Origin of the sequence: Devosia sp., assembly GCF_014860165.1 — a bacterium.
Classification (GTDB): domain Bacteria; phylum Pseudomonadota; class Alphaproteobacteria; order Rhizobiales; family Devosiaceae; genus Devosia.
In genome coordinates this window covers 97,908-124,907 of the sequence record NZ_JACZKG010000046.1, presented here as the reverse complement: position 1 = coordinate 124,907, position 27,000 = coordinate 97,908, and the positions used below count along the sequence as shown (strand labels likewise).

General features: G+C 60.0%; 22 protein-coding genes and 2 pseudogenes. 15 read left to right on the top strand and 9 right to left on the bottom strand.

Annotated features, from left to right (window positions below; translation table 11 throughout):
* Window positions 1–78: 78 nt before the first annotated feature.
* The 3 genes from IH615_RS11560 to IH615_RS11550 all read left to right on the top strand — a co-directional run bounded on the left by IH615_RS11560 (window position 79) and on the right by IH615_RS11550 (window position 1,919).
* Entirely contained in the window at window positions 79–1,086 is a 1,008-nt protein-coding gene (locus IH615_RS11560) for a zincin-like metallopeptidase domain-containing protein (RefSeq protein ID WP_291362021.1), read from the top strand.
* 166 nt (window positions 1,087–1,252) lie between these two features.
* Complete coding sequence (locus IH615_RS11555) at window positions 1,253–1,510, top strand: type II toxin-antitoxin system Phd/YefM family antitoxin (protein ID WP_291362020.1); 258 nt, start codon at window positions 1,253–1,255, stop codon at window positions 1,508–1,510.
* Window positions 1,503–1,919 carry a hypothetical protein gene (locus IH615_RS11550; protein WP_291362019.1) on the top strand — a complete coding sequence of 139 codons (417 nt, stop codon included), beginning with the start codon at window positions 1,503–1,505 and terminating at the stop codon, window positions 1,917–1,919. The genes IH615_RS11555 and IH615_RS11550 overlap by 8 nt, the downstream gene beginning before the upstream one ends.
* A 548-nt stretch (window positions 1,920–2,467) precedes the next feature.
* Here the strand turns inward: IH615_RS11550 and dinB are convergent.
* Complete coding sequence (gene dinB, locus IH615_RS11545) at window positions 2,468–3,595, bottom strand: DNA polymerase IV (RefSeq protein ID WP_291362018.1); 1,128 nt, start codon at window positions 3,593–3,595, stop codon at window positions 2,468–2,470.
* A 137-nt stretch (window positions 3,596–3,732) separates the two neighbouring features.
* Between dinB and IH615_RS11540 the strand changes: the two genes are divergently transcribed.
* Entirely contained in the window at window positions 3,733–7,050 is a 3,318-nt protein-coding gene (locus IH615_RS11540) for an error-prone DNA polymerase (protein WP_291362017.1), read from the top strand.
* 619 nt (window positions 7,051–7,669) lie between these two features.
* The gene (locus IH615_RS11535) at window positions 7,670–8,758 is read left to right on the top strand and encodes a DUF4238 domain-containing protein (RefSeq protein ID WP_291362016.1); all 1,089 of its coding nucleotides are present in this window, start codon (window positions 7,670–7,672) and stop codon (window positions 8,756–8,758) included.
* Window positions 8,759–8,821: 63 nt separating this feature from the next.
* On the opposite strand, the gene IH615_RS11530 is transcribed toward IH615_RS11535, so the two are convergent.
* The gene (locus IH615_RS11530) at window positions 8,822–9,769 is read right to left on the bottom strand and encodes a hypothetical protein (RefSeq protein ID WP_291362015.1); all 948 of its coding nucleotides are present in this window, start codon (window positions 9,767–9,769) and stop codon (window positions 8,822–8,824) included.
* A 380-nt stretch (window positions 9,770–10,149) separates the two neighbouring features.
* Between IH615_RS11530 and IH615_RS11525 the strand changes: the two genes are divergently transcribed.
* The 3 genes from IH615_RS11525 to IH615_RS11515 all read left to right on the top strand — a co-directional run bounded on the left by IH615_RS11525 (window position 10,150) and on the right by IH615_RS11515 (window position 12,441).
* Complete coding sequence (locus IH615_RS11525) at window positions 10,150–10,980, top strand: methyltransferase (protein WP_291362014.1); 831 nt, start codon at window positions 10,150–10,152, stop codon at window positions 10,978–10,980.
* 124 nt (window positions 10,981–11,104) lie between these two features.
* Window positions 11,105–11,374 carry an antitoxin VbhA family protein gene (locus tag IH615_RS11520; RefSeq protein WP_291362013.1) on the top strand — a complete coding sequence of 90 codons (270 nt, stop codon included), beginning with the start codon at window positions 11,105–11,107 and terminating at the stop codon, window positions 11,372–11,374.
* A 68-nt stretch (window positions 11,375–11,442) separates the two neighbouring features.
* A complete protein-coding gene (locus tag IH615_RS11515; protein ID WP_291362027.1) occupies window positions 11,443–12,441 on the top strand; it encodes a Fic family protein in 999 nt (332 codons plus the stop codon).
* Between the two features lie 241 nt (window positions 12,442–12,682).
* On the opposite strand, the gene IH615_RS11510 is transcribed toward IH615_RS11515, so the two are convergent.
* The 3 genes from IH615_RS11510 to IH615_RS11500 form a co-directional block, all read right to left on the bottom strand.
* Window positions 12,683–13,555 (bottom strand): DMT family transporter, encoded by an 873-nt coding sequence (locus tag IH615_RS11510; RefSeq protein ID WP_291362012.1) that lies wholly within the window; start codon window positions 13,553–13,555, stop codon window positions 12,683–12,685.
* 357 nt (window positions 13,556–13,912) lie between these two features.
* A complete protein-coding gene (locus IH615_RS11505) occupies window positions 13,913–18,316 on the bottom strand; it encodes a hypothetical protein (protein WP_291362011.1) in 4,404 nt (1,467 codons plus the stop codon).
* A gap of 266 nt (window positions 18,317–18,582) precedes the next feature.
* On the bottom strand, window positions 18,583–19,191 hold the full coding sequence (locus IH615_RS11500) for a DUF2026 family protein (RefSeq protein ID WP_291362010.1): 609 nt from the start codon (window positions 19,189–19,191) through the stop codon (window positions 18,583–18,585).
* 50 nt (window positions 19,192–19,241) lie between these two features.
* On the opposite strand from IH615_RS11500, the pseudogene IH615_RS11495 reads away from it, so the two are divergent.
* The 4 genes and pseudogenes from IH615_RS11495 to IH615_RS11485 form a co-directional block, all read left to right on the top strand.
* Window positions 19,242–19,664: pseudogene (locus IH615_RS11495) on the top strand (zincin-like metallopeptidase domain-containing protein); the annotation flags it as partial.
* Between the two features lie 346 nt (window positions 19,665–20,010).
* A complete protein-coding gene (locus IH615_RS11490; RefSeq protein ID WP_291362009.1) occupies window positions 20,011–20,646 on the top strand; it encodes a hypothetical protein in 636 nt (211 codons plus the stop codon).
* A 188-nt stretch (window positions 20,647–20,834) separates the two neighbouring features.
* Window positions 20,835–21,020: pseudogene (locus IH615_RS22240) on the top strand (hypothetical protein); the annotation flags it as partial.
* Between the two features lie 38 nt (window positions 21,021–21,058).
* A complete protein-coding gene (locus IH615_RS11485) occupies window positions 21,059–21,331 on the top strand; it encodes a DUF4113 domain-containing protein (protein WP_291362008.1) in 273 nt (90 codons plus the stop codon).
* A 7-nt stretch (window positions 21,332–21,338) separates the two neighbouring features.
* Here the strand turns inward: IH615_RS11485 and IH615_RS11480 are convergent, their stop codons facing one another.
* The 4 genes from IH615_RS11480 to IH615_RS11465 form a co-directional block, all read right to left on the bottom strand.
* Complete coding sequence (locus tag IH615_RS11480; RefSeq protein WP_291362007.1) at window positions 21,339–22,031, bottom strand: SOS response-associated peptidase; 693 nt, start codon at window positions 22,029–22,031, stop codon at window positions 21,339–21,341.
* Window positions 22,031–22,261, bottom strand: a complete 231-nt coding sequence (locus IH615_RS11475) for a hypothetical protein (RefSeq protein ID WP_291362006.1) — start codon at window positions 22,259–22,261, stop codon at window positions 22,031–22,033. The genes IH615_RS11480 and IH615_RS11475 overlap by 1 nt, the downstream gene beginning before the upstream one ends.
* 44 nt (window positions 22,262–22,305) lie before the next feature.
* Window positions 22,306–22,470 (bottom strand): DUF3606 domain-containing protein, encoded by a 165-nt coding sequence (locus IH615_RS11470; protein ID WP_291362005.1) that lies wholly within the window; start codon window positions 22,468–22,470, stop codon window positions 22,306–22,308.
* Between the two features lie 239 nt (window positions 22,471–22,709).
* Window positions 22,710–23,054, bottom strand: coding sequence for a hypothetical protein (locus IH615_RS11465; protein WP_291362004.1), 345 nt, complete (start codon window positions 23,052–23,054; stop codon window positions 22,710–22,712).
* Between the two features lie 270 nt (window positions 23,055–23,324).
* Between IH615_RS11465 and IH615_RS11460 the strand changes: the two genes are divergently transcribed.
* From IH615_RS11460 to IH615_RS11450, 3 genes are all read left to right on the top strand, one after another.
* Window positions 23,325–23,981 carry a hypothetical protein gene (locus tag IH615_RS11460; RefSeq protein ID WP_291362003.1) on the top strand — a complete coding sequence of 219 codons (657 nt, stop codon included), beginning with the start codon at window positions 23,325–23,327 and terminating at the stop codon, window positions 23,979–23,981.
* 67 nt (window positions 23,982–24,048) lie between these two features.
* Window positions 24,049–25,773 (top strand): ATP-binding protein, encoded by a 1,725-nt coding sequence (locus IH615_RS11455; RefSeq protein WP_291362002.1) that lies wholly within the window; start codon window positions 24,049–24,051, stop codon window positions 25,771–25,773.
* Entirely contained in the window at window positions 25,770–26,639 is an 870-nt protein-coding gene (locus tag IH615_RS11450; protein ID WP_291362001.1) for a hypothetical protein, read from the top strand. The genes IH615_RS11455 and IH615_RS11450 overlap by 4 nt, the downstream gene beginning before the upstream one ends.
* Window positions 26,640–27,000 lie beyond the last annotated feature (361 nt).

The following is a 27,000-nucleotide window of genomic DNA, read 5'->3' as shown; positions in this document are numbered from 1 at the left end:
CTCTCCGGTCCGGTCGCGGACACCTCGGAGGCAGAGGCGCGGCCTCTGCCCCTTCGGGTCAGATCAAGGAGAGCAACTATGACCACCCGCACAACCAAAACCGCCAATCGTGGCACCGGAAACAGCAAGACCAATAAGGCTATCAAGCCCTGCGAGGCTCCCCGCGCTGACGTCTACGAGCGCGTCACAGCTAAGATCATCGAGCAGTTGGAAGCTGGAACCCGTCCTTGGCATCGTCCTTGGGCTATCAATACAGCTCCCCTCACCCGTCCACTGCGCGCCAATGGCCTTGCCTATCGGGGCATCAATACACTGTTGCTCTGGATGCAAGCGCAGACCTGTGGCTATCGGTCGAACTTTTGGATGACCTACCGTCAGGCGCTGGAGTTGGGCGGTCAGGTCCGCAAAGGGGAGAAGGCCGCGACGGTTGTCTATGCCGGCGCCATCGAGCGCACCGAGCAGAACGAAAAAGGCGAGGATGAAGAAAGCCGCATTCCGTTTCTCAAAGCCTATTCCGTCTTCAATGCCGATCAGGTAGACGGCCTGCCTGAACGCTTCCGCCCTGTTGTGGCGGAACCAAACAAGCCAATTGATCAGATGCAGCGCATCGAAGCGGCGGACACTTTTTTCGCCAATATCGGCGCGGATTTACGCCACGGCGGCGACCGGGCTTTTTATCAGCCTGCTGCCGACTTCATTCAGATGCCGCTCTATGAAACCTTTGAGAGCGCCGAAGCCTATGCGGCGACGCTGGCCCACGAGGCCGTGCATTGGACGGCCCATACCAGCCGCCTCGATCGCGATATCAAAAATGCCTTTGGCACCAAGGATTATGCCCGCGAAGAATTGGTGGCCGAGTTGGGCGCGGTTTTTCTAGGCGCAGACCTTGGCCTCTTCATTGAGCCGCGCGCCGATCATGCCAATTATCTCGCCTCTTGGCTGGAGGTGTTGAAGGAGGACAAACGGGCAATTTTCCGCGCGGCAGCCCACGCTGAACGGGCCGCTACGTTCCTGCATCGCCTGCAACCCGATTATGTCGAGCCAGCCACCCAGGCAGACCCCGAAAGGTCCGACCAAGCGGCCTAAGGCATACCGTCGGCCGGGCGCGACAGGGTCCGGCCGACCTTCGTCAGTTTCGTCAGTTAAAAACTGATCAGGCACACGTTTTGGAATGGTCGCCGTATCACGGATCGCAGTTCTTGCAGATAATCAAATAATGCGTATATTTCGTTTAATACGAAGGAGTGGTGCCATGAAGAATTTTTCCACGGTCGATCTGCTACGCGATTTGAAAACCGTCACCATGGCGGCAGACCGCCAGCCGGTCGCCATCACCCAGCACCGCAAACCCCGCTATGTCCTGATGACCTACGATGATTTTGCCGCCATGAAGCAGGAAGGCGATCCACGCCGGGTCTATGGCGCAGGAGAGACGCCGCCCGACCTGGCTGCACAGATCGATGTCACCTTGGATCGGATCATTGCCGAAGGCACCGAACCCAATGGCTGATGTCCCACCAAATGGGTCGATTATTCGCTATGCCTATCTTTGGAAATGGCAGCGCGACAATCACGAGACGGAAGGACGCAAAGAGCGCCCCGTGTGTCTGGCACTGTCATTGCCGCACGGCGATCATACCGCCCTGATCCTGCTGGCCATCTCGGGCACCCCGCCCCGCTCCGACCAAACCACCCTGGCCATCCCCGAACTCGAGCGGCGCCGCGCGGGTTTGAGCGCGTGGAAAGACGCCTGGATTACCGTCTCGGAATACAATTTCGACATTGCCGAGAAGTCCTACTATTACGATCCCAATCCTGAGGTCCTCGGCGCCTTCAGCAAGGGATTTCTGGCGCAGGTGGCTATAGTGTTCAAGCCATTCACGACGAGCAAAATTGCCCGCGTCAGCCGCACCGACTGATCAGAAATCGCCGTCGGCGTGCGGCCGGGATCGACCCGACCGCGCGCCGCATGACAGCGGCGACCACAATCGGGTCCGCTCGCTTCTTTGCGGTCATAGCTCGTCGGCTCTGACCTGGTGTATTGCTGGCGGGGGCACCCGCTCTTCTTCTGCCAGCCGAGCTTCGATCTCAGCGACCTGCCGATCAAAGCTTTTCAAAAACTCCCGCTGCCCGGCTCTGATCTCGGCGCGCGCCAGTCGGCGGGCGCGACGTTGCGGATTCTCGATTACCGGGACGCGGATCGGGCGAGTGTTCATCTGGTCAGCCTATCTTGGCCAGCGGGTAGAAGGGAATATCGAGGCCCGTCATCAGTGCCTTCTTCTGCCAGCAGCTTGAGCTTGGCGAGCGAGCGCAAGGCTCCCGCTAACCGTAGGCCGCTTTCGCTCGAAACCGCACCGAGGCAGATCGAGTCCCGGCTGTTGAACAAGCCAAGCGCCGCATCCTCATCAGCTCGAAGGCGTCTCATCGCATAGCCTAGTTCATATTTCCATGAGCACCGGCCTTGGCCTTAAATGGCAAAGGCAAGCTGATGCACAATAGGCGTCTTTTCGTTGGATGCTTCAAGCGCGGACAGGGTCACGCCGAGCAGGCGGATCGCCTTGGGCGTCGGGAATAGGTTGGTCAAAGCTGGCTCGATGGCGCTGGCTATATCCTTGCTCAGGTGCACCGGGACGGACAGGGATCGGCTGCGGGTAATCTGCTCGAAGTCGGCATACTTGACCTTGAGCGTGACGGTCTGACCGCCAATACCTTTGCTGGCGGCATGGCGGCTCACCTTGTCGATGATGGGGACAAGCAACTGCCTTGCTTCCTCCAACGTCGTCAGATCGGTGACAAAGGTGTTTTCGGCGCCCACCGACTTGCGCACCCGATCCGAGCGCACGGGCCGGTTGTCGATTCCACGCGCCACCCAATAAAAGTACGGCCCCGACTTGCCGAATGTCTGCTGCAGGAATTCCAGCGAGCGTTCGCGCAGGTCCGCGCCGGTCTCGATACCGAGAAGCCGCATGCGCTCGGCAGTCGCCGGGCCGACGCCGAAGAATTTGCCGATCGGCAGAGTGGCAACGAAAGCTTCGCCCCTGCCCGGCGGGATGACGAACTGGCCATTGGGCTTGCGCTGGCTCGATGCCATCTTGGCGAGGAACTTGTTGTAGCTGATGCCCGCCGAAGCGGTGAGGCCCGTAGCTTCTTGAATGCCGCGGCGAATTTGTAGAGCAACCTCGCTAGCCAACTCTATCCCTTCATAGTTCTCGGTGACATCGAGGTAGGCCTCGTCCAGCGACAGCGGCTCGATAAGCGCGGTATATCGGGCAAACACTTCATGGATTTGCGCCGACACCGTCTTGTAGACGTCAAAGCGCGGCTTGACGAAAATCAGCTCCGGGCATTTTCGCCGTGCCGTGACCGACGGCATTGCGGATTTCACCCCGAACTGACGCGCTTCATAGCTGGCGGCCGCGACGACACCACGTTCCCGGGAGCCGCCGACCGCAACCGGCTTTCCCCTCAGGTCCGGGTTATCACGCTGCTCGACCGAGGCATAAAACGCATCCATATCCACATGCACGATCTTGCGGGTCGGCTGGGCCGCATGGTCATCCGCGCTGGCGTTTTGGTCGCTGTTGGTTTCGCTCATCGCCCAGACTTTCGATTTCCGTGCCCGGCCGGTCAAGCGATCACATTCGCCGCTTCCGCGATTCAGCCGTTGACTCTTTGAGCGTCTATGTTCCCTTTATGTTCTCTTGATTGCTTTAGATCAAGAGGGCACCCGATATGACCATCCTGGCCTATGCCGAACTGATTTGCGCGACCAACTTTTCCTTCCTGCGCGGTGCTTCACATCCCTATGAACTCGTGGGTCAAGCCGCGGCCCTGGGACTGTCGGGGCTCGGGATATGCGACCGCAATTCGTTTTCCGGCGTGGTCAGGGCGCATGTCGCGGCGCGGGACCTCAAGGCAGATTATCCAGACTTTCGCTTGGTTGTCGGCACGCGGTTGGTCTTCAGCGATGGCACGCCTGATATCGTCGCCTATCCATCCGACCGCGCCGCCTACGGCCGCCTTTGTGCCCTGCTGACCCTTGGCAACAGACGCGCGCCAAAGGGCGATTGTTATCTCCAGTTTGAGGACCTGGCAGACTATGCCGAGGGCCAGCTCTTCATCATGGTTTTGGAAGAAAACGGGTTCGAGGCAGGGTTTGAAAAGCTCTCGGCCCTGTCTGTCCTAGCCCCTTCTCGCGTGTGGCTCGGCACCAAGGCGCTCTTTCTCGGCAATGACCGGGCTCGTCTAAACCAGCTCAGTTCCATCGCCGCGCGTGCCGGCGTTCCTCTCGTCGCTATGAATGACGTGCTCTACCATGAGCCCGACAGGTGCGTGGTCCAGGATGTCGTGACCTGCATCCGGCTCGGCCTAACGATCAGCGAGGCAGGGCGTAACCTGCACCAAAATGCCGAGCACTGCATCAAGTCGCCCGAGGACATGGCGCAACTGTTTTTTGAGCATCCGGCCGCGATGACCGAGACCATTCGCCTGTTGTCGCAGATCCATTTCTCGCTCGATCAGCTCAAATACATCTATCCCGAAGAGACCATTGGCGACGGCGAGACGGCCCAACAGACATTGGAGCGGCAGGCTTACCAGGGCGCATCGTGGCGGTATCCCTACGGCATCCCGGAAAAGGTCACGATGGGACTAGCGCATGAGTTGGCACTGATCGCCGAGATGAACTATGCGCCCTATTTTTTGACCGTGCAGGACATTGTGCGCTTTGCCCGGCAAGAACGCGGCATCCTTTGTCAGGGGCGCGGCTCTGCGGCCAATTCGGCGGTTTGCTTTTGCCTCGGAATTACCGAGGTCGATCCGATGCTGGTCGATCTTCTATTCGAACGGTTCGTTTCTACGGAACGCGACGAGCCGCCCGATATCGACGTGGATTTCGAGCACGAGCGGCGCGAAGAGGTGATGCAGTACATCTACCAGAAGTATGGCCGCCATCGCGCCGGGCTGACGGCCAACGTCATCACCTATCGCACCAAGGGCGCGCTGCGGGATGTCGGCAAGGTGTTCGGCCTGTCCGCCGACACCATCTCAGCGATGAGCGGTCTCAATTGGGGATGGGGCAGTAGCGATATGCGCGCGGATCGCATCCGCGAGATCGGCCTTGATCCCGGCAATGTGACCATTTCTATGGTGCTGGAGATGGTCAAAGCCCTTTATGGCTTTCCCCGCCACCTGTCACAGCATGTTGGCGGCTTCGTCATCACCCGCGACCGGCTCGATCACCTGATCCCAATCTCCAATGCGGCCATGGAAGATCGAACGGTCATCGAGTGGAACAAGGACGATCTCGACGACCTCGGCATTCTCAAGGTCGATGTGCTGGCCCTTGGTATGCTCAGTTGCATCCGCCGCAGCTTCGATCTGCTCAGGCAGCAATATGGCCTATCCCTGACCCTGGCCACAGTGCCGCAGGAGGACGAGCGCACCTACAAGATGACCCATCGGGCCGACACCATCGGCGTGTTCCAGATCGAAAGCCGCGCACAAATGTCCATGCTGCCCCGGCTGAAGCCCTCCGAGTTCTATGATCTCGTCATCGAGGTGGCCATTGTTCGCCCCGGCCCGATCCAGGGCGATATGGTCCATCCCTATCTCAAGCGCCGGCAGGGCTTGGAGCCGACGACCTATCCTTCGCCCGAACTCGAACACGTACTCAAAAAGACTTATGGCGTGCCGCTGTTTCAAGAGCAGGCGATGAAGATCGCCATTGTTGGCGCGGGCTTCACTCCCGGCGAGGCTGACCGCCTACGACGAGCCATGGCAACCTTCAAGCGCACCGGCGGCGTGGGCGTCTTTAAGGACAAGTTCCTCAAAGGCATGGCGGAAAAGGGATATGCGCCCGACTTTGCCGAGCGTTGCTTTCAGCAGATAGAGGGATTTGGCAGCTACGGCTTTCCCGAGAGCCATGCTGCATCATTTGCCCTCCTCGTCTATGTGTCTTGCTGGATCAAATGCCACTATCCCGACGTGTTCGCGACGGCGCTGCTCAACAGTCAGCCGATGGGGTTTTATGCCCCCGCTCAGATCGTGCGCGATGCCCAGGAACATGGCGTCGATATTCGTCCGGTCGATATCAATTTCTCCGACCTCGAGAATGTCATGGAGCACAGCAATATCTCGGGCGAAAACATCGCCCCCCGGCATGCCGAAATGGTCGAGGATATCTGGGGTAATCGCGCGGTGCGGTTGGGCTTCAATCTGGTCAAGGGCCTGCGGACCGAGCATGCCAATCTCATTATCGCGTGGCGACGCTCCGGCTATGATAGCGTGCGCGATCTCTGGCTGCGCACCGGCCTGACGCCGAAAGCGCTCGAAGTGCTGGCGGAGGCGGATGCCTTCCAGTCGTTAGGCCTATCACGGCGTGACGCCCTCTGGGCTATTACCGGCCTGATCGGCACCCATGGAGCCGACACCCTGCCCCTGTTCCTGGCCGCCGGTGATAGCGGTATGAATCGAGAGCCGGATGCCGACCTCCCGCCCATGCCGCCGGGCGAGGAAGTCATTCACGACTATCGTTCGCTCTCCCTGTCGCTCAAGGCACACCCGATGAGCTTTCTGCGCGCGGGGCTCACTAAGCGCGGCATGATCATCGCCGACGACCTTCGAACCCATCCGGTCGGGCGTATGGTGACGGTTGCCGGGCTCGTGCTGGTAAGGCAGCGCCCCGGTACGGCCAGTGGGGTCATCTTCGCCAGCCTTGAGGACGAGACGGGTCTGGCCAATGTCATTATCTGGCCCAAGACATTCGAAGCCAATCGCCGGGTGGTCCTCAGTGCCCGCGTCCTGGCGGTCAAGGGTCAGCTGCAGCGCGAAGGTCTGGTCGTCCATGTCATCGCCAAAGAGTTCATCGATCTAACGCCACAGCTCGTCGCCATTGCCAATGGCCATGATATTGGCGACCGCATGGTCGCCCGCGCCGACGAAGGCAAAACCGGGCCGCATGGCAGCCGAACACGCGAGCGCGATCAATATGTCGAGCAACAGGCACGACAAGCGCAAATGGCATTGCCCGCTGGCCGAAACTTTCACTAACCCATGCCACTGCCCCACAGCGTCACGACACTCGAAGACTTCCGCGTCAGCGGACGGACTATCACGGCCTTCTGCAGCCATTATTGGGTTTGCTCACATGATGCCCAGCTCAGGCTGGACGTGGTGGCCGAACATGTCGGATGGTCGTTCGACTTCTTCGAAGGCAGGGCTTATCTGGCCCGGAAGCTCTATTGTTCGGTTTGCGGTTGGTATGAACCGACCTTTTCGCTTGGGCATGCTAGCAAGCCAAAGGGTCATGGCGGGTCGCATAGCGCTGGATTCGAGCCTTTGAGCAGCGAAACCATATCGAAAATTCAAAAAGTTAGGCAGGCAGCTGCCCAGCAGGAACTGCCGTGGGTGGGTACCCGCAAGGGAGGTCGAAAGTTCGGACGGTGACCGGAGGATCTTCCATGAGTTCATCGCGCTCGGACTTTACGAAAAGGGTCTCGCCGATTCTGCCATTTAGGAGCGACACTGCCACTTGCCGGCCGGCGTTCACCGGAGTCGACAACCGAGGACCGTCGGTCCTAGATCTGTCGGGGCTTCTTGAACTTGCCGAAGCCTTCGGCGATCGGGGGGCGCGGTCGCTGGGCGCCTGGTGCGCAGCAAGGTAGCAAGAGTGGCATTTAACAAGAACCAGCACTTCGTTCCCAAGGCGCACCTGCGCCCCTTCACTCATAGTCGTGAAGGCAGGGCGATCAACCTGCTACATGTGCCGTCTCGCAAAGCAGTGTTTGGTGCACCAGTCCGCAATCAATGCTCTGGGGACTATTTCTATGGGCAAAATGCCGCCTTGGAGGACGCGATCCAGACCGTTGAAGGCGCCTATGCCAAATGCGTTGCGTCCCTTCAAGCCGCGCCTAATTCAGTAAGCGACCTACAGGAAATTCAACTTAAGCGCTTCATCTACCTCCAGCATGTACGCACAGAAAGCAGCGCACGCCATGTCGCGGAATATTCGTCGGCCATTACCGCTATGGATCCAGGCATAGTACCGCCACCGAATACCAAGGAGCTTATAAAGACAGGTATCATCGCAGCGATGCGCAACTATGCCGAGTCCATGGATATGGTGGACGATCTAAGGTTGCGAGTTCTGCGTAATGATACCTCGGTTCCGTTCGTGACCTCCGACGATCCGGCAGTTTTGCTCAACAGGTGGCATCAAGCTCGGCCACAAAACCGAAATATCTCGTTCGGGGTCGGATCTGCGGGCGCGGTAATGTTCATGCCGCTGACCCCTGAACTGGCTGTCGTTCTTTTCGATGGGGATATCTATTCGATGGAACATAGTCACTTTGTCACGCGTATCGGTCGACGCAGCGATATCCAGGCGCTGAACGCGATCCAGGCACTCAATTGCAACATGAACCTCTACTTCGATGATGTTGGCGGTGCCGAGCACGCGCAGGCGGCCGCTCGGCTTGCGGAGCCCCATCGTCCTGGCAAGCGGCTTGAGGTTTATTATGCTGTCCAGGCCCATACGGATGGGGAATTTACCAGATACGATGTGACAGATACCCCCGACTTCAACGGTCACGACAACATGCTTGTGCATACACTTACGATGAGAACGGCTCCGCCGGCTTGGCCCTCGGTGATGCGGCTCAAACATCGCCGATCGGCGTACATCGACGCTTCGGGACGATACCTGCGAGAGGCTATTGCTGCCCGATCGGGAGGGCAGTGGCGCAAGGTAGTCCTCTAGTCCCGCAATTCGCGGCCGGCATGAAGCGCCCGGGTAGTTGTGAGCGCAAGAAGCTTCGGGGTCCTAGAGCTCTACGATGCACTGCAGTAGAGCGTTTCCCACCTCGACGCAGGCGTGAAGACTGAGATCGAATTCTTCAGGAGTTACTTCAAGCCTCAAGCCAATCGGAGCATTGCTCCCGGTAGCCTTTTGATAGCGTGCATCCACCCGTCCGCCTTGATGAACAATAAGATGTCGCTGGGCATTTAGTGTCACCAGCCGCTTGTTTGTCGCCGCATTAGCGAAGAGACCCCGATCGGGAAATAGTGCCTCGAATGCGGCGCGCACGCTGATGAAGTCACTCAGATCTTGCATCTGGGTGAGGTAAGTGCCCATTTGTGCGGAAAGGTCGAAACCCACACTGGCGAGATCGTCCAGCGTGAAACGAAGATGGCGCTCATAGCGTTTTTTCGCATCTGGTTGTTCTATCAGCCTTTTAGCTTCCTGTGGGTGGCTGTTTAAACGGGCTTCGAACAGGTCTCGCGCCAAAACCTCAAAAGTGGTCCACAGACTCGACATACCATGCAGAAGAAGTTGCGCTGCCGCACCGCCCATCTGCTCATGACTTGCAGCGTCAATTAGGTATCGTGACGTCTCCCGGATGAGTTCATCGTGGCCGGCCTTTGAAGTGTACCACTCAGCAAAGCGCGAGCCGGCACGCAGCATTGCTGCATTGATTGCCTCGTGCTCCTGGGGATCGTACTCAGCGCCAGCTTTCGGGCGCACGCCGCTGCGGATCCTCTCCGCGGTCGAAATCCGCTGAAATGCCCGATCGCTGGTGTTGGCTTGAGCCATTGCGAAGGGCACCGAAACGACCGTTATCGTGCCATTTATGTTGGACTGGAATGCAGAGGCAATTTGGGCATAGGGCGGCCCAAGCTTGTCGATGGCCGGAATGCTGACCGCGTGTGGCACTAAGAACCATTGGCGCATCTTCAGCGCCATATCGAAGGCTTCGTCCCCATCACTCATTTAGGCTCGGCCTTCCGGTATCAAGCAATCTGGTCCAGCACCCTATCGATCCAATGTGCCGAGGCAAACCGCCCGTTGCACGGCTGGGAATGCAGGCTGCCTTTTTGCTGCAGCGCAATGTGAGCGGGCGGGTCCCCAATTTTCTTAGGTGAGGGAAAGCGGGCTCCGCCCCTCTCCCCTACAAGCGAAAAACCGGCATCCCCATCCTTCCTTCACTGCCTCAAGAAGCAGCTTGTGCAGGATCGGCGTCTCCGCCGCCCCTTCGGGTGGGTGATCCCCCTTCCGGTTTTTAGCTTGCCCCCCTCTCCCCGCTGCTCCGCGCGAACTCGAAGGACAGCGGTGCTGTCCTTCGGACCAGCAGGCAGAAAGTGGAGAGACAAGTGGCAAAACTGACCAAAGCCCAGCGTAAGGCCCATTCCGAAGCCGTAGCGCTCTTGACCAAGGGTCGACTAACGGACGACGAGAAGGATTTCGCGTTCTTGAATTGGCATGAGGGGGCGGACCACAATACGGGAGTTTCAGGCGCTTTTTTCACGCCCTGGAGCCTTGCGGCCGATTTTGCGCTCGATGTCGGAGGCCCGCGCATCATCGACCTTTGCGCCGGAATTGGGGTGCTTGCATCATGCGCAATGAACCGTCGGCGTTACGACTATCCGTTGACCGAGATAGTTTGCGTGGAGCGAAACCCGCGTTACGTCGAAGTGGGCCGCAAGCTATTGCCCGAGGCCCGGTGGATTTGTGCCGATGTCTTCGATTGGCGCGAATTGAACCTTGGGCGCTTTGACTACGCTATTGGCAATCCGCCCTTTGGCAAGATGGCGCGCTCCGGCAATGGTCCGCGTTATCGCGGCGCCGAATTTGAATATCATGTGATCGACATAGCCGCCGAGCTGGCAGATTACGGCACCTTTATCGTGCCCCAGCAGTCCGCTGCATTCCGTTATTCGGGAGCACCATACTACGAGCGTACGACCCAAGGCCGGGCTCATGCCTTTAGCCAGACAACCGGATTTGAAATGGAGGCCGGGGTTGGCGTTGATACGGCCATCTATAGAAACGACTGGAAAGACACGAGCATCATTTGCGAAATCGTCTGTTTCGATTTTGCGCAGGATCGCGCCCGTAAAGCCGCCGAGCTTGACCGAATGGCTGTGAGGTCTGCCTCCGCCGTTGGCAACGCGCAGCAGGTGCAACTAGCTTTTGAACTCTAGCTGATGGGGGCGAATAAGGTACCTGCGGATCGATTTCGCCCCCTCCGAAGGAGGCCTGAACGCCCGTTTTATTGCCTTTTGACGCTGGTTCTGATAGCGTTTTTCTCCATTGGAGATTGAGAAGATGGCTCTTCGCGCAGAGGTTGCTGCACCCCGTCCCGACCGTTCAACTGCCGCTGTTGCACAGCGCCGCAGCATAGTAGATCAGGCCCGCGCATCCAATGCTCGCCAAGGCTACGTGCACGATGCCCAGTTGGAAGCCATCAACGAGGCATATGTCGTTGGCGACCTCACGAGCGAGGAATGCAGTGCTGCCATTGACGCCTTGATCGCTGATCAAATTGCAGCCTTTAAATCTGCCGATGCCGCCGAGGCGCAGACGGAACGTCGCTAGTTCTCCCCTCCCCCGATATTGTCCGCGCAGCTGCCCGCGCGAGTTTTTTGCGAGGCAATGTGGACAATATGGATGGCTCCTACACCTATCCTGATCACCCGACCGACAAGGACCGTCAGGGCGTCTTGCGCAACAAATTTGGGCTGACCCGACATAGCCAGCTTCGCCCGATAGAATACCGCGCAACCGACAAGCGACTGCGCGAACTCAACGAAAGCCTGGGTCCAAAGGGCAAGCTGGACGCGGCGCACCTTAAGGCAATCCACGGCCATATCTTCCAAGACGTTTATGAGTGGGCCGGTCACACCCGGAACGAAACGCCTATGGTGGATGGGATGCGCGTCGATCCGGTCGGTCATTTCTCAAAAGGCGGATCAGCGTTTTTGCATGGCAGCAAAATCGATCTTGGTCTGCACGAGGCGTTGAGGCCGCTGGCGGGCAAAGACGCCCTACGCAATCTGACAACAGAACAGTTCGCTGAAAAAGCCGGGAGGGTCCTCGGAGAGCTCAACTACGTGCATCCCTTCCGCGAGGGCAATGGTCGGGCACAGGAAGCTTTCATTAAAGAAGCTGGCCGACACGCTGGATATGAAGTCGACATGAGCGGCATCACCAGAGAGCGCATGATTGCCGCTTCGATCGCCCACAGCAACGATCCGGACAGCCGGGCGATGGTCGACCTCATCAAAGACAGCATCGACCCTGCCCGTCGAGCTGCGCTGCGGGACGCCAATCGCGCAATCGGCGGAGTGGGGAAAGATCCCCACGACTATGACACGAAAACCGCCCAACCCGGTCAGACGACCTCTGGGCGGATTTTCTTCGCCACGGCCGATGCCGTGACCGTTTCAGACGGTAAGAGCCTCGTTGTCCATAGTAGGACAGATTTTCCCGCCGAGCTGGCCAAGAACGGCGAAGCCGTTCAGGTGCAATCGCGTGGTGAGTTCGGCCGACCGCCCGGACCAGAAAAGCGGCATGAACTGCAGCAAGTGGAAGCGGAGCGCCGGGAAACGCCGGCGCCGGAGCAAATCCGGACCAAGGGCAGCGGCGAAGATTACGAACGTTGAACTGGCAAGATTGGAAAATGAGGTATCAGAATGGAGCCAAGCGCAGGCTGGCGACCGACAGATAGCCGCACTTTTTCCTACGCCTAGCTGCCTTAGGGCTTCTGGGGGATCACGGTCTCGCCGCCAAGTGCAACGATGGTGTTGTCGAGCCTGCAGAGCATATCGTCGTATGTCCCCCCATTGGCCGTCGACAGTGACCCAGACAGCAGCTTCCAACGGGGTTAAAACGCTGATGCTTGTATCAACCCGCAGACAGCAGGATCACGCCCCCAATCAGTATGACGCAGCCCGCAAGCCGCCATGGTCCTACAGTCTCCCGCAAAATCAGCATCCCCATCAGCGCGCCCACCATCGTCGACATCTCTCGCATCGGAGCAACGATACTGAGCGGGGCACCCGTGGTCAGAGCGGCGAGAACCAGGATGTAAGATAACGGCGAGAGCAGGCCGACGCCGATCGCGATCCACCAATAGCCACGCATGCGTTCGAGAGCGTGGCTCGGATGCGCCAGTACTATGGGCAGAAGCAGGAAGAAGCGCAGGAGATTGGAGAACCAGTCGAGGACGACCGGCGCGATCCCCAGTGCCTTGACGGCATAGGCGTCGACCACGGTGTAGGAGGCAATGAGGCCACCGGTCGCCGTTCCCCACCGCACACCGGCCTGTCCGCCTGGGCGCCGAAAGGCTGACAGGTCTCCCTGATAGGCGATCAGGCCGATCCCAGCCATGACCAGCCCAAGGCCAACCAAACCTTGGCCCGTTGGGACCTCGCCGAGAATGAGAATGGCGCCGACCGTTGACAGCATGGGCCCAGTTCCCCGCGCGACCGGGTAGACCACCGACAAGTCGGCGACCTGATAGCCGCGCTGAAGGCACAGGCTATAGGCCAGATGGATGAGGCCGCTGAAAAGTACGAAACTGGCGCCCTCCCAAGTCCAGGTGATCGAGCTTTGGACCAGGAGATAAGCGACCCACGGCGCGTAGGCGAGGCACGCAACGAAATTGTAGGCAAAGACGAACACGGGTCCGACCGAGGCGGCCCGTTTGGCAAGCAGGTTCCAGCTGGCGTGAATGAAAGCCGCAAGGACAACGAGAAACAGTGAGGTAAGCGTCATTGAGATCCCCTAGGGCGCACCATGCGCCGGTTGATCTCGACGTCTCCTCCCCTGGGTTTTTACCCCTTGGGTGCAGCCGCAGAACTCCCGCGGTCTCTGCAACGCTCGGTCCAGCAACGGAAAAGCCGTCCGGAACCCTAGTTGCCACTCGGTCGATGCCGCCACGCTAGCGCATAAGCCAGAGGGCGATCAAGCTGGTCCGCATGCCGCCTGTCGGGCCTAAAAGAGGTCGGTCTGCAACCACCCTAAGGCGCCGGTCGGCAACCGACCCATTTCTGACGTTCAGGCCGTCATCGCGCTTTTCCTAAAGCTGCCGTTCCGCTTGTTTAAGTTACCTGCCGCGAAGTTGCGGTCACATTAAAGATCGGCATTATTCTCGTCGTCAGCCAGACCTTCGGCGTCTTCACCTAGAAGGATCGCGCGCTGGCGACGGGAAGGCTTTTCGAAGGTCTCGAACCGGGAAAGCGCCTGAAGGGCGCCGCCGTCTGAATGGAACAACCGGGTGAAGGCGCGGCGGCCGCCAAAACCATCGCTGTGCAGTTCGCCGAACACGCTTTTCTCGCCCGCCACCGCCCATACCGCAACCAGCTCCTCGCGCGCGAGCAAGTTGAGGAATGCGGCTCGGTCGATTAGGGCCGCGCTTCGTCCGACGCGGTGCACAGACGGATCCATGAACACTACTTCGCCTTCCGTATTGCGGTATTCGATCGACTGGCCGTCGGAGAGGCGCAGGCCAAGCGCGTCCATCAGCCAGCCCGCGGGCAGGTTGAGGGTGATGTTCTGTGTGATCGAATAGTCGTAGCCAGTGCTCTCTGCAGTATACTCGGCGGTGGGCGGCCGCACCGCCAAGGCAGGCGCCTGCCAGTCGCCGCCATTGGGCCGCCACTCGATCCAGCCATGGTCGCTTCGGTCGGACCACGCCCAGGGATGCTCGCCCAGATGCAGATGATAGCCGTCGGCACCCCCGACCGGCATGTCGCGATGCCCGGTCATGTGAACGTCATCGAGGCGGGCGAGCAGCTGCCCGAGGTCGGCGGCGCGGACAATCGTGCAGCCGATCCTGCGCCAGGATTCCGAGCGAACCTGGTCGCGATCCTCCTCCCATAGCTCAAACCCGGTGAGCACGAGCCATTGACGGCCATCCCGGTCGACGACCTCGACATTTTCCGCGCCGTCGAGCATCGCCGCGCTAGAATTGAGCCAGGCCAGCGCCTCGCCGGGCGTGGCGGCGTCGATGGTCGGAGCATAAGGCGCCCAGAAGCTTGCCTCGCGCGGACGGCGCCAGCCATCGTCTTCGGTGCGCTCGCGCAGCATCGACGGGTCGATGTCGCGCAACCCGCTTGGTCCATCCTCCTCCTCGCCGGGCAGCACCGCGAGATTGTCTTCCATCCGCGCCGCGAGTTCATAGGTCGCGAGCCATTGGTACTTCTTGCCGATCCGCTCGACCTCATGGCTGTTGCGGCCGGTGCCGATGAGCCGGTCGAATTCCTGGTGCAGCACCTCGGACCAGCCCAGGTCGTGCGCGCGCCACGTCACCCAGCGGCGCGCCCAGGCCAGGTTGAACTCGGCCGGCCCGCGCGCCGCAAAACCCTGGTACATTCCTTCGTCGCGCCAGCTCTCGGCGCGCGCGCGCCAGTCCTCAAACCGTTTGGGACCGATGGCGTCGCGAAAGGCGCGCTTCGCGGCGCGGAGGTCGTCGCGCCGATCCGCATGGACCGGCCCGTTCCGCTCCCCCTTGATCGCGGCGAACGCGGCCTGGAGCGTGTCGTAGGCGGCAAGCTCCGCCTCGCTCGCGCCGGCAGTGAACTCGGCGAGCCACTGGTCCCTCAAATCATTCGCGGTGGGCAGCGGGTCGGTGCCGCGTGGTGCTGGGCTGAAGCGACGAGCGACCGAATCGAGGATATAGCGCGCGAAGTCACCGTCCTTGAGCGAAGCGACGATCGTGTCGCGATGGCGCCCGCCACCCTCGCCGTAAGCGACCTTAAACGCCTCCATCTGCTCCTCGGAGATTTTCTCGATCGGCCAGGCGCTCGAGAAGGGCGGGCTGGTCGAAGCCAAGTCGAATTCCGCCGGCAGCGCGCCCTGTGCCGCGGCATAGCCGATCAGGCCCGAGGCATGGTCGCGGAGCAGCTTGTTGGCGAGGGGACTGCCGCCGGCGAACAGGTCTGCGTGCAACATCCCGGCGACGGAGCGCAGCTCCTCCATGCTCCAGCGCCCCTGCATCGCTGCGCCGAACAGCGCGGCGCCGAGCCGCTCGACGACGTAGAGGTCGTCGAGCCCGGCGAAGGCCCGCCAAACCTGCGTCGCCAGCGCGGCGCGGTCGGCGAACAGCACGACCAGCGCCTTGGTCGCCTTATCGCGCAACGCCCGGTGCGTCGCAGTGAGGAACCAGGCGAGCTGCGTCGCGGTGAGCTCCGCACGTTCGGTGGCGATGACGTCAGGGTCGGCCGCGCGGACCCAGTCGATCAGATGAAACGCTGCATCGGGTGATTGGGCGAGGTGAATCGTCCAGCGCGCATCGCGTCCGCCCATCGACAGCTCGCGAAGCTCGGCGTCGAGATGCCACACGTTGTTAGGGTGGCCGGGCTCGGTGGCGAGGGCGATCAGCGTATTATAGCGCAAGGTATTACCGCCGACTGCATCGACCAATTCCCAGGTCCGTGCGGTGAGCGCGTCGAGCCGGCGCGCCTGGAGGCTCTGCACGAACGCATGGTCGGGCATAGATGCGTACGGCAGGCCGGGGAGGTCTGGCAGCTCGATCCCGAAACCCTCGGGCAACTGTACTGCCAGCGCTTCGAGCAGGCCGGGCACGATCCAGCTGTCGTCGTCGTCGAGCGCTGCGCGCAAGGGCGTTCCGGCCGCGCAGAGGTCGGCCGCGCCACTCCCACTGCTACGCGCGAGAAGGTCGGCCGCGACTGCATGGTCGCCCATCCGCTCGAAGGTGAACCGTACCGCCTGGACGGTCCCGCCCGCGGCGGTGAACATCGGATCGACCGCAAGCATCCCTTCATTCTCGAGCTGGAAGAGCAGATCCTCATGTGCCGAACGGCCCGGATGGACCGCGCGGACGATCGCCTCGGCGCGGTCGAGCGGGATGTCGGCGCTGCCGGTGTCGGCCATCTCGCGCGTCAGCTCGGCGAGCGCCTGCACGGCCGGACTGCGGCCGGGCGGAACCTTCAGTTGGCGTTGCACGCGGCGCGCCACCGCGTCGGTGTAGGCGCGGAAGATGTCGGTGACGCCGCCCAGCCCGCGTGCCAGCAGCGTCTCGCCCTCGACGTCGAGCGCGTCGCAATACAGCCGCAGGAACAAGGGGGTGCGGAACTCGGCAACTTGGAGGGGCGTCTCGGGCAAGGTCATCCCGCGCTGCCGCAGATAGGCGCGCACTTCCTCGACCGAAAAGCCGCGGTGCTCGATTTGCGGTAGTTTCGCGGCGTCGAGCGTGTCGGGGATCACCAGCTCGAGATAGGTGGTGCGGCATGACAGGACGACGGCGATCCAGGGAAATTGCTCGATGTCGTGAAGCAGGCCCGCCAGCCGCTCGGGCCAGATCGCCTGTCCGTTCTTCTCGTTGAGCGCGTCGATTGCGATCAGGGTGCGCACCCCGGCCGCTTCGCCCGCGGCATTGAGCGCGCCGAGGAACTGGCTGACTTCGAGATGGCGGGGAAGGTCGAGCCCTTTGAGGATCTGGCTCCAGGGCTCGTCGTCGGCGAGGGTGCCGCCCAAGATCATCAATGCCGGGCAGCCCGCCGCCAGCTGATGTGCGCAGGCGTCGGCGAGGAGGTGCGACTTGCCGCTGCCGGCGGCGCCGTGGATGAGCAACGACCGCCGGTCGAGCAATGCCCAATGCGGCATGCGAAGCTCAGCCAGGATGCCGCGAAGCCGCGCCGCCAGGTCTGACATCGCCCCCATCGCCGTGCTCGGATCGCGCTCGCCATTGGCGGCATCCAGCTCGCCATGAAGCGCGAAGGCCCCATCGGCGGCGGCGCGCACCGCCTCGCAAAGCGAAGCGGCCGGCACAATGCGGGACTGGGCGGCGGCATGGAGCGCCGCGACGGCGGTGTCGCAGGCGTCTGCAACCGGCGTCCCGACAATTGGGAACGCCTCGTCCGCAGCGCGACGAACCGCATCGCCGAGCTCGCCCAGCTCAACAAAGAAGGTGGGGTCGCCGGTGACGGCGCGGATTGCGCGGCCGATTGGGAGATCGATATGGCCTTCGGGATCATAACGCTCGCCGAGTCCGGTCCTGGCGCGCGCGAACTTCCCCTCGAACCAGTCAGTTGTGAAGAGCTGCCGATCAAACCAGAAGGCGATGCGGCCCGCGGCGCGCGGATTGCTGCTGGTCAGCCGCTTCCGCAGGGCGTGTGCGTCCCAGCGGTCAATCTCGATCGCCCGGCCAGTGTTGCCGGCCTGCTTGATCCGCTCTTCGCGCCAGGCGTTCCATTTTTCGAGCGCGGTCGTCGTGCTGTCCTTGCGGGCGTCGGCAAGGTCGAAGGGGAAGCAAGCGATGAACTTGCGCATCTTGGGATGCTTGACTAGCGCGGTGTCGAGCGACTTGCCGAGCGAGCGCAGCATCGAGTCGATGTCCCAGTAGAACTTGACCTGCCAGCCGATCTCCGAGCCGTCGGCGAGAGTCTCGAAGCATTCTACGCCAGCATCGCCGCCCCGTCCCTTGCGGTCGAACCCCACTCTATTCGACGATGCCTCGTCCGAGGCGAGTTGGCAGCACAGCTCCTCGAATGCATCGGCCTGATTGCTATGCAAGCGTATATCACTAAAATCGATATCTGGCAGGGACATGTGGATGGCACAATATTGCTGAGAACTATTCACGGTTTACTAGACAGATTATATCTACATAGCAAAACAGACCTTCTTACTGTTCGCTCGTGCCTTCGCTGCCTGCAAGGCGGTCTGGCGAAAAACGGCCTCGCGTTTCCCGCCAGGCTATGTCTGCTTTCCCCGACTTCTGATCTATAAGCAGACCGTTCGCAATCCACCCCAAAGTTGCCGGTCAGGAAACCGATTCCTTACCAAGTTCCGCGTAGTGGTTCGCCGACCAGGGGAACTAGCTTTACGCGCCTGCTCTGATCGCCGATGGCGATCGTCGCCGACATCTTCTTTGGGTCTTTCCGGAACCACTGCACGGCGATTTCGGCCATGTCCTCATATGCCTGGCGTGTCGTGAGCACAGACATATGCTTGGCCGTGGAAAAGTCGCTCGAGCGCAGAAAGAAATCACCAGGCCGTTTAAGATCATCCAGCGTTCGAGCCATTGCAGAAAGCGGCCGCTGGAACATCTTAGCCGGTATGGCCTTGCTTGGATTGAGCGTCGCGAACGCTGGAGCCATGAAGTCGATTGCCCAGCCGTCTGCCTCGAGCCAGCAATGAAAGCTGTCCTCGTCGCCAGTGAATCCGCCATCGACCATCTCGCCGAACATCACTAGGTCATCACCCTCGAACCGATACGCGGCCAGCCCGCCGCGCGGTGTCGCGTGGATTCCGAAATGCCGCTGCAGGATGTAAGAGCCGAACCCAGCGAAGAAAACACAAGCCACTGCAGGATTGGCGCCTTCGTTCAGAAGGATCGAATTAATCACGCGATAGACGCGCTCGTAGTTGCTGCGCGTAATTAACATCTTCGGCGCTCCCCCACACCGACAGTTAGCGGCTCGCCCCAAGCGAGACAAGCATCCTCCACGAGGGAGACCAGGCGTTCTACCAGCGGTCAACCGACGAGATTGTCCTGCCGCCCCGCGAGCTTTTCACCGAGACCTCCACTAGCACGCCGACCGAGGCATAATACGGTGTCGCCCTCCACGAGCTGATGCACTGGACCGGCCACGCAAGCCGCTGCGACCGCGAATTCGGAAAGCGCTTCTGCAATGCTGCCTACGCATTCGAGGAGCTGGTTGCCGAGCTTGGCTCTGCGTTCCTCAGCGCCAGGACCGGCTCCACCATTGAGCCCAGGGCCGATCACGCTAAGTACCTCGCAAACTGGATCGAAGTGCTCAAGAACGACCACAAAGCGTTCGTCACCGCCGCCAGCAAGGCAGCCGAAGCGAGCGCGTACCTGCTCGTCAACCGTGAAGAGCTCAAGGAGGCGGCCTAGCGGCCCCTCCTATTTCTCGCGATTTCGTGCTGTTCCAACCCTCCCCCGCGCCCCCTCCAACCCCGGGAGCATCACGGAGCACAGGGGAATACCCGAAGCACCGGAACACGCGAGCACACGGGCGCAACTTCAAGGCGTTGTAAAACCTTCTTAATTTGGATTTGGGTGCGCGGTTTCGCGCAGTACAGGCGATTCTATGCACCTCATGTGATGGGGATTGCCAACATTGAACCCCTAATATAGCTGTTTCAATAGCGCGTTCTGATGGGCGCAACCCCTCGTTGTTTTTTGCCGCACACACGGCCATTTTCAGCTCACACCGAGGTTGCAAGGAAGCAAGATCAAAATGGCAAACGGACGACAGGCGACCGCCAAGCGCCTCAATATGGCAGAGCGATCAAAGCAGCAGATGGAGCTCCACTTCCCTGGATTTCATTCGAGCTGGATCTGGCATCGGAAAACGAACGACGGCTTTACCACTGTTCCGCGGACGATGCCGATTGTCATGCAGGCAATCGATGCTCAGTCGAAGGGGCAGCCTGCGGGGCACACGCTACTCTGTCTGTGGGCTCGATCGCCGGACAATCCGGTAGTCGTCATCGAGAACCCTGCGACGTTTGCGGCCGAGGCTGGTTTTTTGGGTGAACGCGCCGTTGATACTTGGCGGAAGCGAATGCGCACCTTGCGCGATCTGTGGATGATCCAGACAAAGCCAGGTCCTACCGGTGAATTCCACTACGTCCTCCTGCTGAACCCCAATGCCGCCATGGAGTGGATGCGCGGTCAGAAGATGGTTCAGGACGGCATCTACTCGCGCTTTATCGACCGCCTCATGGAGGTCGGTGCTTTCGGCGAGATCGAGGCCGTTCACGAGGTTTGGAAAGCGCAGGCGGAAGCGAATTCGATTGCGGCGGCTGTCGCCGCTGCTGCAGCGGAACCCGCCGCCCCCAAAGAAATTCCGGCGCCGCCGGTCGCCGGCTAGTCGAGATATGGAGATCAAAATGACCAGGAGAAGAGCACTAGGTCCTGTGTGCACGCACGCCCACCTGGGACCCGAAACCTAAAGCCCGATCCCTTTCGGGATCGGGCGTGGCGGCTACGACGACCGCGCTTGCGAGGCTGGCAGCTAACCTTTGCCTCGCAAGCGCTCTATAGCAAAACCGTGTTGAAATCTCAAAGCGTGACCGAAACAAGCCGTCCGCCTACGCCAACAGGCTGGGGGAAAAGCTACGTCGGCCCGATCTGGCGACCGATCACGTCACTGTCTTCATGCATACCTCGCCTTTCGATGAGGACGGTCCTCGCCGTTCTGTGTCCCTGACTGTCGATATTGCAGAAGCCACCAACGATAGCCTCGAGCTGTTCCGGGCGGCCCGCCGCGCCGTCGATCAGCTTTGGATCTCGGGTTACCGCTGCAGCAGGCGGGGATCATCACGCAGGACCTGGTGCGGCCCGCTGAACGGCAACGCGCCCTGTTCGATCACATCAACCACGATCGGGCAGCTCGAGCCGTGGCGGCCATGGACGCGGCGAAAAAGCGTTGGGGCCGGGCGACAGTGGTCCCGGCGGCGGTCGCTATTGCAGCGAAATCGCAGTTCACCACGAAATTCGACATGCGCTCGCCCCGGTACGCCACGCGATGGAACGAATTGCCGAAGGTCTGGTAGTCGGTCGTCATAGAGAGTTGAGGATCGGCTTTTTGGTATCGGTGCCCTCGTAGCGGCTATTCCCAACCGCGCGGTCGACACGATGGAACACCAGCTGGCTATCGATCTGGCTGCTCAGCAAGAAGCCTTTGGCTTCATCGCCCTGGTCTTGAGCCGACAACCATCTGTCATAAGCCCACTGCGGAATGATCAGTGGCATGCGGGTATGGATGTGTTCGATATGCGGCAGTGCCGGCGCGGTGATGATCGTGCAACTGGACAGCTCTAGATTGTCGTTGTGCGCCGCAAGGCCTGCGAAGCTAAAGCCCTCGCCGCCTGGGAGTTGAAGGTGCCACGGGTCCTTTTTTCCGTCTTCGGCATTAGTGGTCCACTCGAAATACCCGTCTGCAGGAATGAGTGCCCGCCGACGCTTGAAGGACTCACGGAACACGCCGCTGGTATCGACCGTCTCTATCCTGGCGTTGAAGGTGGTCAGCTTCCCCACCTCCTTTGCAAAGAAAGGAACAAGGCCCCAGCGGCCACGGTGAAATTCACGGTTGCCACCCTTATCCAGCTGCACGAAATCGATGGTCTGGGTCGGTGCGATGTTGTAGCGCGGCTGCAAGTTGGACGGCGGCCCCAACGGGAACAGTTCATTGCTCAAGCTGTAAAGCGCGTGGATCTCGGCCCAAGTCATTTCGTTCGTGAATCGACCGCACATCAGTCAAGCTTGCCCCATTCGTCTAGCCACTCGAACGTATCGGGTTGGAGCGTGATGTAAACGGTGTCCCTGCCCTGCTCATCCGCAAGTGTCTGCGCAAGGGCAAGCGCGTCAGGCACCGACAAAGGGCCTTGGTCAGCGCCGATGTTGCCCTCTGCCATCCAGATCACACCTGACGTCACCTCTGTTGGATCTTCGGCGCCCACCGAGACGAGAATGCTGTCGGTCAACTCCGCTGCCTGGTCATCGGAAATCAACCGGAGCTGTACAGGAGTCACTTGTCCTCGAGATTCTTCTCGACCGCCTTTCGGCTGTTGCCTTCCGATTTCACAGCGTCTTTGACTTCGGACTTTGACGCGCCGGTCTTATCGGCTTCGTATTGCACTTCATGGTCCTGCTGCCCGGCAACCCGGGCACGATCTTGCTTGGTGTTGGGCACGACACTCTCCATTGGCTAATTTCGCGATCCTGCTCAACGCACACCGGAATCGAAGGTTCAATCGGCTGGCAGCGCGGCGCCCGCAGTCGCATCTAGCGATTGCACCCAAGATCCGCTGTTATCCACGGCCCGCGCAGTGCGCGGCCCCGGGACCGGAGACCCCGAGTATCGGAGGTCCCGGGGGAACCGATGGGTTACTGCGCTTCCGAAGCCACTCGACAATTGGCAGTGGCCCGCCGTCAGCACACCGTTCTGATTGCTTGCGGAGTGATAACAGTAAAGCCGGTGGTGCAGCCGGCATTGGTCAGCGTGCCGCTGGCATATACCGTGTTCAAAACCGCCGCTTCGCCCGCCTCAAAGCACACAGGCACTCCGAGCGTCGCGGCGACCATCCGCTCACTCGCCTGGCGATCGGCCGATTTCGCGGCCATCTTGTCCGCTTCAAACTCGACCACGATCTCGCCGTTGCGTTCATCGATGTATCGCCCCAGCACACCGTTCATGCCGCCCGTGACACTTGGGCCCTCATCGATTGCCGTGCGCAGCTGTTCGAGCGTGTGTTCGGCAACTGTAACGTAGACCACCTCGAGCGTGTCCTTGCCGATGTGCTCGAACTGCGTGCGAACACCTTCGTTGCCGGTCAGGCGAATAACCAGCCCAAGCAGCCGTCACGGAATCCGCCAATTTTGGCCATGGACCGTCCGTTGCAGGAGCTTGCGTGCTCCGCCTTGCTGTATCTAAGGGCTCGCATAACGCCCCGGAGCGGCATATATTCACCGGCGATTGGTGGCCCTGACGAAATTGGGGCGGCCGTGAAGGAATTCACATCAACCCTCAGACCCAGGTGTTTGGCCATGACTGCTGTGCCGCAATATTCCAACCTTTTCACGTGTTTGTACGATGAGCCCAATCCTATCGGCTCGATCGGCCGCGGGACGCACTACTCGATCTTCAGATGCGTTGAATGGCTCGATGTGACGCGTCGCCCCCTAGCCCTCCCCCAAGTTCACGACTTTGCGGTTATATGGGACGAAGATCACGACACCCGAGTTATCGATGCGATTGAGCAAATTTACATGGCCGGACTGTTGTCCCCCGTTCAGTTCATTGGCGAGAGAAAAGGAACGCTAACCGCTATAGTTGCTGCCCGTTTCTACTTTCAGGGCTCAGAGGCGGACACGGAGAAATATCGATCAGCAATTGCAGCAATTGCTCAGGAGCTGCCCGACCCCTGGACGGCTCACCTTGGCAGCTTCGATCGCTCACCCGGAAACCCCCACCAGAGCATTTACGAGGGCATCATCAGTGATAGCGAACACCGTGTTGGGCTCTATCTGGCGAACATTGACTCGCTCTGGCAATTGGGCACAGGTGACTATCGACCTGCTATCAGGCCCGAATATCCCGATGCAGCACCGGTCATAGGCACCCTACTCGCTTCGCCTCCGGCAATACCGAAGCCAAAAGCATTCCCCCCAGGTGGATTGCTGCCGCCGACGAAAATCGCTTAGCGCCGTTTTTACGCCGATAGACCGGGACGAGTTTCGGCCAATTGCTATTGGCTGATCAGGGGGGACGATGAAGATATTGTATGCTGGGTCGGATGATGCAGCGGTTTCGGCATTCACCGCATCTGGCAAGGACGGGATCGTCCTGCTTTATAATAACTGGGATGACTATGGGAATCGCACCAGCTTTCCGACGCTGTGTGTGATTGGCGGCGAGGAGGTGGAGCTCGGCCCGGTCAAGATCATGTTCGCCGGCCACTCCTATTCCCACTCCTACCTTGTCGAGCGACGGCAAAACGGGTGGAACGGCAGTTTTCCAATTGAAGACGCCGACTATATCTCGGTCACCACCTCTACTGTGTTCTATGAGCAGCTCATCGGCATTGCCGGTAGTGAAGTTGCTCAAGGAGTGGCGGAAAAGCTTCGCGATGCGAGCTACCTCGTGCGCAATCTGGAAGATGATCGAGCCATCAACCTCATCGCAGACCCGGCATTTGATGCGTCATTGCTCCGCGAGCGTGGTGCTCAGCAGGCCTTCTCAAACAATTGGCATATTTTGGCCGGCAGAAAAACCGCGCTGGTCGACATTGGCTTTCGGTATCGAGACGTCGACGGTGTCTTGCGCGACATGACTTTGCCGTTTGAGTCCAACACGTTGCTTCCGCGCGACATCAACGTCGTCATCGGGCCTAACGGGGTCGGCAAGTCCCAGCTCCTCCGGCAAATGGTGGATTCCTGGCTCGACGACGGCGACACGCCGGCAGACGAACCCGGCTTTACCACTCCGCCCGGTGCCAGCCAGTTCGTCGTGGTGTCGTATAGTCCATTCGAACTGTTCCCGGTCGATGCGACAGATGGGGAGCAGGCCGATCGCCAGGATTTGGGTTTCTATCGGTATTTCGGCCTCAGAGGTCGCGCTGGTGGCACCGAAACCGACTCCCCGCGGCCTGTCCAATTGTCCCGGGCCATTCCCAAGGTTAACGCGGCAAGTTCGTTGATCGACGCCCTATCTCATGACCAACGTTTCGGCCGCATTCAGGAATGGTCGGCCAAGATTGAAACCATGGAATCCGTCATGGGTTCGGCGATCGATTTCGAATTCGCTGCCCTCGCGTTGAAAGATGACGCAGATACGGATGCCATGACCACTGGTCGGTTCGGCCGACGTGGTACGATCATAGAAGTCGAGGATGGCAAGCTCATTCGTCGCTATATTCGCATATCAGCCGACCGTGTCCAAAACCTCGTGCCGGAGTCCATCCGGTCCGGAGTGGATTTGGCCGAGGGGGTCTCGTTCTTCAAGGATGGGGAGCCAGTTGGTCTAAGTTCAGGCCAACGTCTCTTCTCCTACATCGTCATAAACATCCTGGGCGCGATACGGCAAAACAGCCTTATCCTGGTCGATGAGCCAGAGCTTTTCCTCCATCCAACACTGGAGATCAGGTTTGTCGGCATGCTCAAGGAAATCCTCGCGGCATATTCATCCAAAGCTCTCTTGGCCACCCACTCCGTTGTCACGGTGCGTGAAACCCCCGCTGATTGCGTCCATGTCTTCAGTCGGGGCAAGGATGAGATTCACATTTCCAACCCGCCTTTTGAGACCTTTGGCGGCGACGTGCAGCGCATCACATCATACGTCTTTGAGGACAAGCGTGTAGCAAAACCGCACGAAGCGTGGCTGCGCGCGGAATTGAAAAAATTCGGAACTGCAGAGGCCCTCATTGAGGCCTTAGGCGATGACATCAATGAAGAGCTCATTGTGCAGATCACCGCCATGGAGGCTGGCAAGTGGTGACCAAGCTCGATCTGCCTGAAAAAGGCAGTGTCGAACTCCTCAAGGAGATCATCGCTGAACGGTCCAAGGGTGTGAACGCGAAGTTCTTCGCCAAAATAGGTGATGATTGGACTGAGCGTGTACAGGCGTTCATCGATGCCGCCGGCAATCCGGAAGTGATCAAAAAGTGGGACGAAAGCCTAGCTAACCCCACGCCGTTTCTGACGCTGTACAATTCACCGGCCGAGGGGCACGCCCATCAGCTCGTCCTTAGCGCTATGCGCGAGAAGAAACTCCAGATTTGCCCGTCCTGCGGCGAGGACGGAACGCCATTCACCCTGGACCACTACCTTCCTAAAACGGACTTTCCGCATTTTTCGGTCATACCGGCGAACCTGTCGCCGATGTGCGACATTTGCCAGGGGCACAAGCTGACCGAGACCTTGGACAAAGACGATCTTCGGATTTTCATCCACCCCTACTTCGACCAGTTCGTGGAAAATCGGGTGCTGCGAATTGTCGTTGGACAGCCCTATGAGGCTCCGCACAGTTTCGAGCTGGTGCCAATAGACGGTTTAGAGGCCGACCTTGAGGCGCTCCTCTTACGACATGTGGCCGGGCTGAAATTACAGCCTCGCTTCGTTCATTTTGTAAAAGAAATGCACGGTCACCTGGTACGTATCGTGGCGAACATGCGCGAGCTCGACCAGAACGTCGTTCACCAGATCCAGTCATTCCGCAAGCTAGAGGCGCGCCGTGGAAAGAACGGATGGCGACACATCTACTTTGCTTCTGTGCTGAAGGACGAGCCCCTGCTGGATTGGCTCCTAAATGGCCAACTACCGGAGTTTATCGACACGCTGCCGGACAGCGACGACGATGACTAAAGGCTCCGCTTAGCTTAGCGGTCCACTGCCCAGGGCGCATCCCCCGGGGGGACCAGGCTCTATTTCGCTACGCTCCACCGAACCCCATGATGGGTTTCGGCCCATTCGGGTCACGATCCCTTGCGCATGGGCGCGGACAGGTCCGCGCCAAAGGCCATACCACCAGTTTGTTAGATCGAGGGGAGAAAGGCGTCGCCTCTCTCCCCTGCAAGAGCTCCGACGGGGTATCCCCATCCTTCACTCCCGGCCTGCGGCCGTCCGTTGCAGGAGCTAGCCCCTTCGGGTGGGTGAGCCCCCTCCCCGTCTACGCACTTGCCCCCCTCTCACCGTCTCATTGGCGACGCCTAGAGGGCAGAGGCGG